Source organism: Alcaligenes sp. Marseille-Q7550 (genome assembly GCF_965112015.1).
The window spans coordinates 1,615,110-1,628,592 of sequence record NZ_CBCOPU010000001.1 but is presented as its reverse complement, the minus strand read 5'-3'; the positions used below and the strand labels follow the sequence as shown (position 1 = coordinate 1,628,592).

General features: G+C 64.8%; 11 protein-coding genes. 4 read left to right on the top strand and 7 right to left on the bottom strand.

Features of this window, described 5'->3' with window-relative positions:
• Window positions 1–77 precede the first annotated feature (77 nt).
• A complete protein-coding gene (gene sorU / locus ACWPWO_RS07785; protein ID WP_454005722.1) occupies window positions 78–392 on the bottom strand; it encodes a SorU family sulfite dehydrogenase c-type cytochrome subunit in 315 nt (104 codons plus the stop codon).
• 54 nt (window positions 393–446) lie between these two features.
• Complete coding sequence (sorT, locus tag ACWPWO_RS07780) at window positions 447–1,667, bottom strand: SorT family sulfite dehydrogenase catalytic subunit (protein ID WP_454005720.1); 1,221 nt, start codon at window positions 1,665–1,667, stop codon at window positions 447–449.
• A gap of 258 nt (window positions 1,668–1,925) precedes the next feature.
• Between sorT and ACWPWO_RS07775 the strand changes: the two genes are divergently transcribed.
• A protein-coding gene (locus ACWPWO_RS07775) for an IS3 family transposase (RefSeq protein ID WP_454004211.1) occupies window positions 1,926–3,295 on the top strand; the annotation gives its coding sequence in 2 pieces (ribosomal slippage) (window positions 1,926–2,414 and window positions 2,417–3,295; 1,368 coding nt in all).
• Between the two features lie 77 nt (window positions 3,296–3,372).
• On the opposite strand, the gene ACWPWO_RS07770 is transcribed toward ACWPWO_RS07775, so the two are convergent.
• From ACWPWO_RS07770 to purN, 5 genes are all read right to left on the bottom strand, one after another.
• A complete protein-coding gene (locus ACWPWO_RS07770) occupies window positions 3,373–4,791 on the bottom strand; it encodes a 3'-5' exonuclease (RefSeq protein ID WP_454006318.1) in 1,419 nt (472 codons plus the stop codon).
• Window positions 4,792–4,866: 75 nt separating this feature from the next.
• A complete protein-coding gene (locus ACWPWO_RS07765) occupies window positions 4,867–5,664 on the bottom strand; it encodes a UvrD-helicase domain-containing protein (protein WP_454005718.1) in 798 nt (265 codons plus the stop codon).
• Window positions 5,661–6,887, bottom strand: coding sequence for a DesA family fatty acid desaturase (locus ACWPWO_RS07760; protein WP_394065349.1), 1,227 nt, complete (start codon window positions 6,885–6,887; stop codon window positions 5,661–5,663). The genes ACWPWO_RS07765 and ACWPWO_RS07760 overlap by 4 nt, the downstream gene beginning before the upstream one ends.
• A gap of 99 nt (window positions 6,888–6,986) precedes the next feature.
• Window positions 6,987–8,405: an RsmB/NOP family class I SAM-dependent RNA methyltransferase gene (locus ACWPWO_RS07755; protein ID WP_454005716.1), complete on the bottom strand. Its 1,419-nt coding sequence runs from the start codon at window positions 8,403–8,405 to the stop codon at window positions 6,987–6,989.
• 32 nt (window positions 8,406–8,437) lie between these two features.
• Window positions 8,438–9,094: a phosphoribosylglycinamide formyltransferase gene (purN, locus tag ACWPWO_RS07750; RefSeq protein ID WP_454005715.1), complete on the bottom strand. Its 657-nt coding sequence runs from the start codon at window positions 9,092–9,094 to the stop codon at window positions 8,438–8,440.
• Between the two features lie 49 nt (window positions 9,095–9,143).
• Here purN and ACWPWO_RS07745 point away from each other — a divergent pair, with 49 nt between their 5' ends.
• The 3 genes from ACWPWO_RS07745 to lspA are packed head-to-tail and all read left to right on the top strand — an operon-like array spanning window position 9,144 to window position 13,468.
• Entirely contained in the window at window positions 9,144–10,109 is a 966-nt protein-coding gene (locus ACWPWO_RS07745; RefSeq protein WP_454005713.1) for a bifunctional riboflavin kinase/FAD synthetase, read from the top strand.
• Window positions 10,099–12,939 (top strand): isoleucine--tRNA ligase, encoded by a 2,841-nt coding sequence (gene ileS / locus ACWPWO_RS07740; RefSeq protein ID WP_454005711.1) that lies wholly within the window; start codon window positions 10,099–10,101, stop codon window positions 12,937–12,939. The genes ACWPWO_RS07745 and ileS overlap by 11 nt, the downstream gene beginning before the upstream one ends.
• A complete protein-coding gene (lspA, locus tag ACWPWO_RS07735; protein ID WP_454005709.1) occupies window positions 12,932–13,468 on the top strand; it encodes a signal peptidase II in 537 nt (178 codons plus the stop codon). Before ileS ends, lspA begins: the two co-directional genes overlap by 8 nt.
• The last annotated feature ends 15 nt before the right edge of the window (window positions 13,469–13,483 follow it).

Below are 13,483 nucleotides of genomic sequence, written 5' to 3'. Positions count from 1 at the left end.
GTAAGCTGCTTGCGCTCGAAGAAAGCCATAAAAAAAACTCCCCCGAAGGGGAGCCTGGCGCCTGACCGGCAAAAGGATTACTGCCCGGCCACCGAGTTGACATACCCGGCCACGGCCTGGCGTTCCTCATCGCTGAGCGTCTGGGCAAACGAGGGCATGGCGCCCATGCCTTCCTGCATGACCTTCAGGATCTGCTCGCGCGAGGGCTTGAGCTCGTCCAGGTTGGGGCCGATGGCTCCGGCCGACCCCGCGTCGTCCAGGGTATGACAGACCGCGCAGGCGATCGGCTTGGCGCCGGTCAGGAACAACTCCTTGCCCTGGGTATTGTCATCGGCCTGGACCTGGCCGGCTGCCGCCAGCATCCATACTGCTGCTACAAGGTATTTCTTCATGATCATCCATTCACGACCGCCCCGGCGCACCGGGGCGGATTCAACATTCCATGCTCAGACTACGGTGACGGCCAGCATATGGTCGCGCCAGCTGTTGTTCAGGTAGCCGCGATTGTTCGGCACACGCTCTTCGGGCTGCACGGCGCCGGCCTGGCTGGTGGCGCGGCTGGCGATCTCGTACTTGCCGGGCTTCAGGTCCACGCCGACCACGAACTGGCGCCAGGCATACTTGCCCAGATCCGGCCCCACGAAGCTCGCCTTGACCCAGTTCTTGCCGCCGTCCACCGACACTTCCACTTCCTTGGCTTCGGACATGCCGCCGAAGGCCAGGCCCTGGATCTGGACCTTGCCGGCCTTGACCTCTTCACCGGGTTCGCCATTGGGACTGGTGATCCAGGACTTGACCGGCATTTCCCAGACTGACTCTTGATTGGGATTGGATTTCTCGCCGACTGGCGCCAGACGATAGCTGTTCTGCTGGATATTGGCGGCAGATTGCTCCGCCGTGAACGCCAGCTGTTTGATGTACTTGACGTTGTTCACCCCGGTATAGCCGGGCACGACCAGCCGCAGCGGTCCTCCGTGGGCCAAGGGGATGGGCTCGCCGTTGATTTCCCAGGCCAGGATGGCGTCCTCGATGGCTTCCACCGGAATCGAGCGCTCCACCATGATGGTGTTGGGATCCAGGCCCTGCGGGATTTCCTCGCCGCCCGTGCCCGTCATGTACTTGGCGCCCGAGTCCATGCCGCCGACAGCTTCCAACACCGCCTTGATGGGCACGCCGCTGAAGACGACGCAGCCCGCTGCCCCCACCGTCCATTGGGTGCCGCTGGGCTTCTCGGGGAAATAGGCCCGGCCGTTGCCCGAGCATTGCAGCACCATGGGCACGGCCACCAGTCCCAGACGCTTGAGGTCGGCCACCGTCAGGTCCTTGGGCTGCTTGACGCCTTTGATCGACACGACCCAGGCATCCGGATCGGCCACGATCTGTTCCGAGGGAGGCGCCACGTTGTTGCGTACGAACAGGCGATCGAGCGGCGTGATCAGGCCGGAGCCAAAGGCGCTGCGCTTGGTTTCGATGGTATTGGCGCTGTGCACGATCAGGCTGTCGGCATGCTTCCAGGACGCATAGGCCGGCAAGGCCTTGGCCTCGGATTTCGCCTTTTCCTGCGCCAAGGCCTGGGACAGCGGCGTCAGGCCGCCGGCGCCGGCCAGCGCCACGACTCCCCCCGTGGACAGGAGCATGCGTCGCCGTGAAAGATTGCTGGGTTCCATTCTCGCCTCCATGTGTTTTTCATGTATCCACTTAATTTAGGCTTCGATTTTATGGAGGCGATAAGCTTATAACCAGAACTTATAACCCTAGTACATAACGGTCCAGCTTGAGTTGCATTCCTGCCCTGCCCGGCTCGACAGCCCCATGAATTCAGGGCCTGGCTGGATCCATAGGCAGTAAAGATCATGAAAAAGCCCCCGGAAAGATTGAACTGACCCCCGAAAGTTGGACATTGATCCAACCTTCGGGGGTTTTACATGGCGAAATATGATGTGGACTTCAAGCTGGAAGTGGCACGGGACTATTGGTCCGGGTCGCTAGGGGCCCGGGCATTGGCCGGGCGATATGGGCTCGATCATGGGACGGTGCGCCGCTGGGCCGCGCAGTACCGAGAGCATGGCGAGGCGGGATTGCACAAGAAGCACAGCGGTCACTACGGCGCCGAGTTCAAGCTGTCCGTGTTGAGTCGGATGTGGCAAGAGGGCTTGTCTTGCCGCCAAGCCGCGGCGCGGTTCGACGTGCGCGGCGGCCATGGCGTCGTGAGGCGGTGGGAACGCGAGTATCATGAAGGGGGCCTTCGCGCCCTGACCCCCAACCCTCGCCCAGGCCGCTCCCCGACGATGAAATCCCCCAAACCCCCAACCCTTACGCCTTCGCCCTGCGAGGACACGCGCACGCTGGAGCAGTTGCGCCAAGAGAACGAATATCTGCGCGCGGAGAATGCGTACTTAAAAAAATTGAGGGCCTTGCGTCAGGAAAAAGCGCTGGCCGCGCAGAAAAAGCGCGGGTCGTGCTCGAATTGAGGCAAGGCCACACCTTGGCCGTGCTGCTGAAGGTGGCCGGGCTGTCGCGCAGCACGTTCTACTACCAGGCCAAGGCACTGGGCGCGGCCGATCCCTGCGCCGGGCTGAAGGCGCGCATCCGCGCGCTGTACGACCAGCACCAGGGCCGCTATGGCTACCGGCGCATCACGGCGGCGCTGCGCCGGGCCGGTGAGCTCATCAACCACAAGGCCGTCCAGCGCGTGATGCAGACGCTGGGACTGAAGTCCTTGGTGCGCCCGAAGAAATACCGTTCGTACCGAGGCGAGCAGGGCCGTGTGGCGCCGAACCTGCTGACGCGCCAGTTCCAGGCCGACAGGCCCAACCAGAAGTGGGTGACGGATGTGACCGAGTTCAAGGTCGGCGCCGACAAGCTGTACCTCTCGCCGGTGATGGACCTGTACAACGGCGAGATCGTGGCCTACGAGACCAGCCTGCGCCCCGTGTTCCAGCTCGTGGGCAGCATGCTCCAGAAAGCGCTGGCCCGGCTCGCACCCACGGATCGCCCGCTGCTGCACTCCGATCAGGGCTGGCAGTACCAGCAGCCCCAGTACCGGCGTCTGCTCGCTGAGCAAGGCGTGATTCAGAGCATGTCGCGCAAGGGAAACTGCCTGGACAATGCCGCCATGGAAAGCTTCTTCGGTACGCTCAAGGCCGAGTTCTTCCACCTGAACCGCTTCGAGAGCATCGAGCAGCTCCAGGCCGGCATCGGCCAGTACATCCACTACTACAATCACGAACGCATCAAGCTCAAGCTAAAAGGCCTGAGCCCGGTGCAGTACCGAGCTCAGGCCTTCGGGCTTTAGGCTCTGACCGTCCAACTTTTGGGGGTCAGTTCAGCTCCGGGGGCTCTCTGGCGCGTGGTGCAGACTGCGCTGCCTGCCTAGCTGACGGTTTCGAGCTTGGCGATGGCCAGCGCCAGCGTCTTGCTGCCCACCTCGCGGAAGTGGATCTGCGCCTGGGCGTCATCGCCTCGACCCGTCAGGCTGACAATGGTGCCTTCGCCGAAACGGGAATGGCGAACGCCCTGCCCGATCCGGAAGGATTGCCCGTTGACCTCCAGCACGCTGGTCTGGCTGCGCCCGCCATACGGCGTGGCGCTGCTGCCCGATCCCGTGGCCTTCCAGGTCTGGCCGCGCCGGAAAGCGCCGCCGAACGAAGGCTCCGCCGGTTGGGCCGGCGCGCTGGCATAACGGGCCGACAGCCACTTGACGTGGTCATCGGGCAGCTCGTCCAGGAAGCGCGAGCGCAGGGCGTAGCGGGTCTGCCCGTGCAGCATGCGGCTCTGTGCCAGCGTTACGTACAGGCGCTGGCGCGCACGGGTGATGGCTACATACATCAGGCGGCGCTCCTCTTCCAGGCCGCCCGCATCGAACAGGCTGTTTTCGTGGGGAAACAGCCCCTCTTCAAGGCCGGTAATGAAGACCGCGTCGAACTCCAGGCCCTTGGCAGCATGGATGGTCATGAGCTGGATTGCATCCTGGCCGGCCTGCGCCTGATTGTCGCCCGCCTCCAGCGAGGCATGCGTCAGGAAGGCACCCAGCGGGGACATGGGCGCCAGCGTGGCCGGCGCGCCTTCCAGCGCCTGGGCCTGCTCGCCCTGCGGGGCATCCGGCACGCGGCCGGCCGGCAATTCGGCAAAGCCTTCTTCGCCCACGAACACTGTGGCCGCGTTGACCAGTTCCTGCAAGTTCTCCAGACGCTCGGCGCCTTCCTTGTCGGCCTGATAATGCGCCAGCAAAGTGCTTTCGTGCACGACGTGCTCGATCAGTTCGGGCAGGGACAGGACCTGCGCCTGATGCGCCATGTCCTGGATCAGGGCCGCGAAACGGGCCAGGCCGGCGGCCGCCCTGCCCTGCACATAAGGCACGGCGCGCAGCAGGCTGGTACCGCGCTCGCGCGCCAGGTCCGCCAATTGTTCGACCGAACGCGCGCCTATGCCGCGCGTGGGGAAATTGACCACGCGCAAAAAAGCGGTGTCGTCGTCGGGGTTGTCCATCAGGCGCAGGTACGCAAGCACATGCTTGATCTCCTGTCGCTCGAAAAAGCGCTGCCCGCCGTACACCTTGTAGGGCAGGCCCTGGGAGAACAAGCGGTGCTCGATGACCCGCGACTGCGCATTGCTGCGATACAGGATGGCGATCTCGCGGCGCGGCTTGCCTTCGGCGATCAGGGCGCGGACCTCGTCCACGATCCACTGCGCCTCCAGCGCGTCGGAGGGCTGCTCGCAGATGCGGATGAGTTCGCCTTCGCCGCTGTCGGTCCAGAGGTTCTTGCCCAGCCGGCCGCTGTTGTGTTCGATGAGCGCATTGGCGGCGTCCAGGATATGGCCGCAGGAACGATAATTCTGCTCCAGGCGGATGACGTTGCCGCGCGCTTAGTCACGCTCGAAATCCGCCATATTTCCCACGTTGGCGCCGCGGAAGGCATAGATGGACTGGTCGTCGTCCCCGACCGCGAACAGACTGGCCTGATCGCCGGCAAGAAGACGCAGCCAGCGGTACTGAAGCACGTTGGTATCCTGGAATTCGTCCACCAGGATGTGCTTGAAACGGCGCTGATAGTGCTCGCGTATGGGTGCGTTGCGCGACAGCAGTTCGTAGGCGCGCAGCAGCAATTCGCCGAAATCGACCACGCCTTCGCGCTCGCATTGCTCCTGGTAGAGCTGGTAGAGATCGATCAGGCGGCGCCGATGAGGGTCGAAGCCGTCCAGGTCGCCGGGACGCTGTCCGTCTTCCTTGCAGGTATTGATGAAATGCTGGATGTCCTTGGGCGGGAACTTCTCGTCGTCGATATTGTTGGCCTTGACCAGGCGCTTGATGGCGGCCAGCTGGTCGGCGCTGTCCAGGATCTGGAAGGTCTGGATCAGGCCCGCATCGCGATAGTGCATGCGCAGCAGCCGGTTGCACAGCCCGTGGAACGTGCCCACCCACATGCCGCGCGTATCGATGGGCAATAAAGAAGTAAGCCGCGTCAGCATTTCGCGCGCGGCTTTGTTGGTGAAGGTGACGGCTGCCAGGCCATACGGGCTGACCTGCCCGGTCTGGATGAGCCAGGCCATTCGGGAGGTCAGCACGCTGGTCTTGCCGCTGCCCGCCCCGGCCAGCACCAGGGCGTGTTGACCGGAAGGCAGGGTGACGGCGGCGCGCTGCTGGGGATTGAGGCGCTCTATCATGCCGCGTAGCGGCGCAGACGCAGGGCGAACTGCTCCAGGCTTTCGATGCCGCTTTGCTGGGCTCGCTGGCACCAGGCGCGCAGGTCGGACAGCAGCTGCTCGCTGGAGGAGCTGGAGCTTTCCCAGATGCCGGCCAGCTCACGCTGCATGCGCACCAGGATGGACAGGCGGGAATTGCCGGCGGCCACGGTTTCGAGCTCGGCGCGCTGCTCGGGAGCCAGCACGTCGTCGCCGCGGCCGATCCAGTCCTTGCAGCTTTGCAGCAGAGACCACGAGCAATTGGGGTTGTCGTGGTTCACCTGGGGCTTGAGGCGGGCGATTTCCTCGGCGGCCGTGGTCTTGATGATGTCGGCGTAGCGGGCCAGGATTTCATAGCGGTGCGTGATCACGCCCTGCAGGGTGGCCAGGCTGATGGTGTCCACGGAAGAGCTCGAGGGCACGGCGGGCTCCAGGCGCAGCTTGGGAGCGACCTTCTTGACCTTGGCCAGGCCCAGGGCCTTGAACACGGAGATGTAGCACCAGCCCAGGTCGAATTCATACCATTTGCTGGAGAACTTGGCCGAGGTGCCGTAGGCGTGGTGGTTGTTGTGCAACTCCTCGCCGCCGATGATGATGCCCCAGGGGAACACATTGGTGCTGGTGTCGGGACTGGCGAAATTGCGATAGCCGATCGCATGGCCCAGGCCGTTGACCACGCCGGCCGCCCAGAAGGGGATCCAGGCCATCTGGATGGCCCAGACGGTCAGGCCCAGCAGGCCGAACAGGAACAGATCGATGCCCAGCATGATGGTGATGCCCAGCATGCTGTGCTTGCTGTACAGGTTGCGTTCGAGCCAGTCGTCGGGCGTGCCGTGGCCGAAACGCTTGAGGGTTTCGGGGTTGGTGGCTTCCTGGCGGTACAGTTCGGCGCCGCGGAAGAAGACCTTGCCCAGGCCGAACACCACGGGCGAATGGGGATCGCCCTCGCGTTCGCACTTGGCATGGTGCTTGCGGTGGATGGCGACCCATTCCTTGGTGACCATGCCGGTGGTCATCCAGAGCCAGAAACGGAAGAAGTGCATCAGGGCCGGATGGAGGTCCAGGCCGCGGTGCGCCTGACTGCGGTGCAGAAAGACGGTGACTGACACAATGGTGACATGCGTCAGTGCGAGAATGACGAGGGTGAGCTGCCACCAGGACAGTTGCAGCCAGCCATCGGCAAGAAAAGATAGAAACGATTGCATAGACCCTTTTAGACCTGATCTTTGTTAAGGGGAACCAGAAAAGTGTAGCCCACTTGCCTGGTTAACAATAGCATTATTTGGGACTGAACTTGCTTCAAATCAAGCACTTTGCGCGTTTCGTTCCAGTGCCGCCGCAAAAAAGCAGTCGGTCTGGTGGCGATCCGTGCGCAGGTTCAGGTAAGGCCCTTCCAGTTCCAGGGCCGGGCTCTTGTCCTTCAGGATTTCCCGGGCATCCAGCAGACGAAACTCGGGATGGGTTTGCAGGAAGGCCTGCACCTGCTGCTCGTTTTCTTCGGGCAGGAAACTGCAGGTGGCATAGACCAGTCGTCCTCCCGGAGCCACACACGCGGCGGCCTGTTCCAGAATGTCGGCCTGCATGCGGGTGTACTGCTGCAAGGCTTCGGGGCGTTGACGCCACTTTAGATCGGGATTGCGGCGCAAAGTTCCCAGGCCGCTGCAGGGGGCATCCACCAGCACGCGCTGGGCCTTGCCGTGCAGGCGGCGCACGCGCTGGTCGCCCGACTCCTGGATGACCACCGGCACCACATTGGACAGGCCGGCGCGCGCAAAGCGCGGCTTGGCCTTGTTCAGGCGCGTGGCGGACACGTCGAATGCGTACAGCCGGCCGGTGGAGCGCATCAGCGCGCCCAGCAGCAGCGTCTTGCCGCCGGCGCCCGCGCAGTAGTCGATGACCATCTCGCCGCGGCGCGGCTCCAGCAGGGCCGTCAGCAACTGGCTGCCCTCTTCCTGGATCTCCAGCTCGCCTTTTTCATACTGTGGCCAAACCGCGACAGACGGCCGGCCCTCGATGCGTATCCCCCAGGGCGAATACGGCATGGCGGTGGGCTTGAAGCGCGCCATAGGGCCGTTCTGCAGCTGGCGCAGCACCGTGTCGCGCTCGGCCTTCATGGGATTGACGCGCAAGTCCAGCAGGGCCTGGCCGTTCATGGCTTCCATGAGCTTGTAGGAATCAGGGATCTGCTCCAGGCGCTCTTCCAGCCACTCGGGCAGGCTCAGGCGCACGCCCACGGGCAGGCCGTCCACGTTCAAGGAGCGGATGTGGGCAAGCCACTGGCGCTCGTCCTGGCCCAGGCCGGCCGCCAGCTCGTCCTGGCCGAAGGCAGCCGCCAGCCCCAGGATGGCCAAGCGCCGGGTCGACGGGCCTACGCCGCTCTCGGCCCAGTTGCGATACTGGCGCAGGTGGCGCAGCACATCGAACACGGCTTCGCGGATCTCGGCGCGGTCGCGCGAACCCATCTTGGGACGCGTGCGCGCCCAGCGCGTCAGCGCGAGATCGGCCGGATGCTTCCATTGCAGCACCTCGCCCAGGGCGCTGGCCACCTGTTCGATGCGCCGCTGCGCCAGCGCGCCCGGCGCGGGCGGGCCCGAAGGCTTGCCGCGGGCCGGGCCCTGGGAACGGCCGCGCGCGACGGCTGCGCCGTTGCGCTGGCTGGAGGAGGACGGACGCTGACGGTCCGAGCGGTCGCGCTCCGACCGGGAATGACGTTGTTCAGACATGAATGTTCAAGAAATCCTATGGACCCGCCCGCTCAGGCAGGAAAGTAAAAGCCGCGCTGCGCCACGCCCGATACGTGCACGCGCCCATCCGGCTGCAGCGCCACCCTGCCCTCGACCAGCCACTGCACCGCCTGAGTGTAGACCTGGTGCTCGGTGGCCAGCACGCGCCCGGCCAGCGTCTGGGCATCGTCGCCTTGCAGGACGGGCACCAGGCTCTGGGCGATGATTGGACCGTGGTCGAGCACGGGCGTCACGAAATGCACCGAGCAGCCATGGAACTGCACCCCGGCGTCCAGCGCCTGCTGATGCGTGTTCAGGCCCGGGAAACTGGGAAGCAGAGATGGGTGTATATTGACGAGCTTGCCCGCGTAGCGCTGGACGAAGCCCGTGGTCAGAATGCGCATGAATCCCGCCAGTAGAACATAATCCGGCTGGTAGCGGTCGATCACGCGCGCCAAAGCGTCGTCAAAGGCCTCGCGTGTTGCAAATTCGCGATGCGGCACGACCTCCGTGGCCAGGCCGCGGCGCTGCGCCCAGTCCAGCCCGGGCGCATCGGCCTTGTTCGAGATGACGGCCTGGATGCGGCCGTTCAGGCCGGCCTGCTCGATGTGTCCGGCTATGGCCTGCATATTGGAACCCCGGCCCGAAATCAGCACAACCAGGCGACAAGGTAGGGTGGAATCGGTCAAAATCCTGTTTCCCGAGAAATAACGAATCCAAAATTGTAAACTCTCGCTTGTGAAATCTGCTCTAAAACTCTACCGATCCTTGCCGCGCCGCGACAGCACGGCGCGCAGCGCCGTCACCATAGGCAACTTCGACGGCGTGCACCTGGGCCACCAGGCCATCCTGCATCGCCTCAACGAGGCCGCTCGCCAGCACGGCCTGAGTTCCTGCGTGATGACCTTCACGCCGCATCCGCGCGCTTTCTTCGCGCAGCGCGGCCAGCGCCCCGAACTGATCCCCACCCAGATCAGCGGCCTGCGCGACAAGGTCGAGGCCCTGCGCCAATGCGGCATCGAACAGATCTACCTGGCGCGCTTCAACCAGGACATGGCCGACATGTCGGCCGCCGCCTTCATCGAGGACATCCTGGTGCGCGGCCTGAACACCGGCTGGCTGCTGGTGGGCGAGGACTTCCGCTACGGCCACAAGCGCGCCGGCGACATCGCCATGCTGCGCGAGGCGGGCCGGCGCCACGGCTTCGAGGTGGAAACCCTGCAGGACGTGCCCGACGCCGACGGCCGGCGCATCTCCAGCTCGGAAGTGCGCACCGCCCTGGCCGTGGGCCAGCTGGACCGGGCGCGCGCCCTGCTGGGCAAGCCTTTTCACATCAGCGGCCACGTCATCCACGGCCAGAAGCTGGGCCGCGACATCGGCTACCCCACGCTGAACATCCGCGTGCCCGAACACTGCGCGGCGCGCTCGGGCGTATACGTGGTGCTGGCCCACGGCCTGGACGCGCGGCCCATGCCGGGCATCGCTTCGCTGGGCGGGCGCCCTACCGTGCAGGACCAGGGCCGCCTGCTGCTGGAAGTGCATTTACTGGACCGCCAGCTGAACGCTTACGGTAAACTTGCCCGTATAGAATTTCTGGAATTTGTCAGGGACGAAGAAAAGTTCCCCGACCTCATCACTATGATCGCCGCCATCGACAACGATGCACAGCGCGCTCGCGACTATTTCGCCTCAAATGGACTATAAAGACACTCTCAATCTACCCGACACCCCTTTCCCCATGCGCGGCGACCTGGCCAAACGCGAGCCGGGCTGGATTGCCCAGTGGGAAGAGAACAAAGTCTATGCAGCCATCCGGCAAGCCAGCGCCGGCCGTCCCAAGTTCATCCTGCACGACGGCCCGCCCTATGCCAACGGCGACATCCACATCGGTCACGCGGTCAACAAGATTCTGAAGGACATCATCGTCAAGAGCCGCAACATGGCCGGCTTCGACGCCCAGTACGTGCCGGGCTGGGATTGCCACGGCATGCCCATCGAAATCCAGATCGAGAGGAAATTCGGCAAGAACCTGCCCGTGGCCGAAGTCCAGTCCAAGGCGCGCGCCTACGCGCTGGAGCAGATCGACCGCCAGCGCGCCGACTTCAAGCGCCTGGGCGTGCTGGCCGACTGGGAGCGGCCCTACCTGACCATGAACTACAGCAACGAGGCCGACGAACTGCGCGCCTTGTCGCAGATCATGCAGAAAGGCTTCGTGTTCCGCGGCCTCAAGCCCGTGAACTGGTGTTTCGACTGCGGCTCGGCGCTGGCCGAGGCCGAGGTCGAGTACGCCGACCGCAAGGATCCTTCCATCCACGTCGCCTTCCCCTTCGCCCAGAAGGACAAGGTGGCGGCCGCCTTCGGCCTGGACAGCGTGGAGGACGGCGCCATCGTCATCTGGACGACCACGCCCTGGACCATCCCGGCCAACCAGGCCCTGAACGTCCATCCCGAGATCGAGTACGCGCTGGTCAAGCTGAACGCCGCGCGCGCCACGGGCCAGTGGCTGGTCCTGGCCAAGGACCTGGTGGAATCCTGCCTGCAGCAATGGGGTCTGGAAGGCGAGATCATCGCCACCGCGCCCGGCGCCGCCCTGGACCATCTGGAGTTCCGCCATCCCCTGGCCGGCGCGCACGCCGGCTACGACCGCGTCTCGCCCGTCTACCTGGGCGACTACGTGACCCTGGACAGCGGCACGGGCGTGGTTCACTCGGCGCCCGCCTACGGCATCGAGGACTTCAACTCCTGCAAAGCCAACGGCATGAAGGATGACGCCATCCTCAAGCCCGTGCTGGGCAACGGCCATTACGCCGACAGCCTGCCGCTGTTCGGCGGCCAGATGATCTGGAAGGCCAACCCCCAGATCGTCGAGGCCCTGGAAAACGCCGGCACGCTGCTCAAGACCGAACAGTACACCCACAGCTACATGCACTGCTGGCGCCACAAGACGCCCATCATCTACCGAGCCACCAGCCAATGGTTCGCAGGCATGGACAAGGCGAACAACACCGGCCGCACCCTGCGCGAAATGGCGCTGGAAGGCGTGGAACGCACGGATTTCTATCCTGCCTGGGGCCGCGCCCGCCTGCACGCCATGATCGCCAACCGTCCGGACTGGACCCTGTCGCGCCAGCGCCAATGGGGCGTGCCCATGGCCTTTTTCGTGCACAAGGAGACCGGCGAGCTGCACCCGCGCACGCCCGAACTGATGGAACAGGTCGCCCAGCGCATCGAGCAGCACGGCATCGAAGCCTGGCAGAACCTGGACCCGCGCGAGCTGCTGGGCGAGGAAGCCGACCAGTACGAGAAGAATCGCGACACGCTGGACGTGTGGTTCGACTCCGGCACCACCCACGCCACCGTGCTGGGCGGCAAGGACCACATCACGCACGGATCGCACGCCGACATCCTGCAATGGCCCGCCGACCTGTACCTGGAAGGCTCGGACCAGCACCGCGGCTGGTTCCATTCCTCGCTGCTGACCGGCTGCATGCTGTACGGCCGCCCTCCCTACAAGGCCCTGCTCACGCACGGCTTCGTGGTGGACGGCAACGGCCGCAAGATGAGCAAGTCGCTGGGCAATACCGTCGTGCCGCAGAAGATCGCCGACAGCCTGGGGGCGGAAATCATGCGCCTGTGGGCCGCTTCCACCGACTATTCGGGCGAGCTCTCCATCTCGGACGAGATCCTCAAGCGCGTGGTGGAAGGCTATCGCCGCATCCGCAACACCCTGAAGTTCCTGCTGGGCAACCTGGCCGACTTCGACCCGGCGCAGAACGCCGTGCCGCTGGACCAGTTGCTGGAAATCGACCGCTACGCCCTGCAGATGACCGCGCGCATGCAGGCCGAGATCCTGGACAACTACCAGCGCTATGAATTCCACCCCGTGGTGGCCCGCCTGCAGATCTTCTGCTCTGAAGACCTGGGCGCCTTCTACCTGGACATCCTGAAGGACCGCCTGTACACCACGGCCCGCGACGGCCTGCCGCGCCGTTCGGCCCAGACGGCGCTCTACCACCTGACCCAGGCGCTGCTCAAGCTCATGGCCCCCATCCTGTCCTTCACCGCCGAAGAGGCCTGGAAGGACCTGCACCAGGGCCAGGTCGCCAGCGGCACGATTTTCACCGAGCTGTTCCACGACCTGCCCGAGCAGCGGGACCAGGACGCCCTGGAAGCCAAATGGCAGCGCCTGCGGGCCATCCGCGCCGAAGTCATGCGCCGCATCGAAGACGTGCGCAGCACCGGCGCCGTGGGCTCGTCCCTGGCGGCCGAAGTGGACATCCACGCCGGCGGCCAGGATCTGGAATGGCTGCAGTCGCTGGGCCAGGACCTGCGCTTCATGCTGATCGTCTCGCGCGCCGACGTGCACGCCGGCGAAGGCGAGCTGCGCATCAGCGTGAACCCGACCGAACAGGCCAAGTGCGAGCGCTGCTGGCACCATCGCCCGGACGTGGGCCGCAGCCACGAGCACCCCACCCTGTGCGGCCGCTGCGAAGACAATCTGTTCGGCGACGGCGAAGTGCGTCACCATGTCTGACCAGGACCTCGCTCCCGCCAGCCCCGGGCAGGCCCGCCTGCCCGCGCGGCAGTTCTGGGCTTGGCTGGGCCTGGCGGCGCTGATCGTCGTGCTGGACCAGTGGACCAAACGGTATTTCGACACCCACCTGTTCTACCAGGAACGCTGGAACATCCTGCCCTTCTTCGACTTCACGCTGCTCTACAACCCGGGTGCAGCCTTCAGCTTCCTGGCCGGCGGCCAGGGCTGGCAGCGCTGGTTCTTCGTGGCCATCGCCCTGGTGGCCACGGTGCTGATCCTGACCATGCTGCGCCGTTCGGCCAGGCAGCCGCTGTTCTGCCTGTCGCTCAGCCTGATCCTGGGCGGAGCCGTGGGCAATGTGGTGGACCGCCTCCAGCACGGCCACGTCGTGGACTTCCTGCTGTTCTACTGGAACCAGTCCTACTTTCCGGCCTTCAACCTCGCCGACGTGGCCATCACCTGCGGCGCCATCCTGCTGGTCCTGGACGAATTCCTGCGGATGCGCCGCAACAAGCGGCAACACGCCTGACCCTGCAAGGAGCCC

Coding starts and splice junctions, on each gene's coding strand:
- sorT (WP_454005720.1), bottom strand. CDS start 1,667: ATGGAACCCAGCAATCTTTCACGGCGACGCATGCTCCTGTCCACGGGG.
- ACWPWO_RS07765 (WP_454005718.1), bottom strand. CDS start 5,664: ATGATAGAGCGCCTCAATCCCCAGCAGCGCGCCGCCGTCACCCTGCCT.
- ACWPWO_RS07760 (WP_394065349.1), bottom strand. CDS start 6,887: ATGCAATCGTTTCTATCTTTTCTTGCCGATGGCTGGCTGCAACTGTCC.
- sorU (WP_454005722.1), bottom strand. CDS start 392: ATGAAGAAATACCTTGTAGCAGCAGTATGGATGCTGGCGGCAGCCGGC.
- lspA (WP_454005709.1), top strand. CDS start 12,932: ATGTCTGACCAGGACCTCGCTCCCGCCAGCCCCGGGCAGGCCCGCCTG.
- ACWPWO_RS07755 (WP_454005716.1), bottom strand. CDS start 8,405: ATGTCTGAACAACGTCATTCCCGGTCGGAGCGCGACCGCTCGGACCGT.
- ileS (WP_454005711.1), top strand. CDS start 10,099: ATGGACTATAAAGACACTCTCAATCTACCCGACACCCCTTTCCCCATG.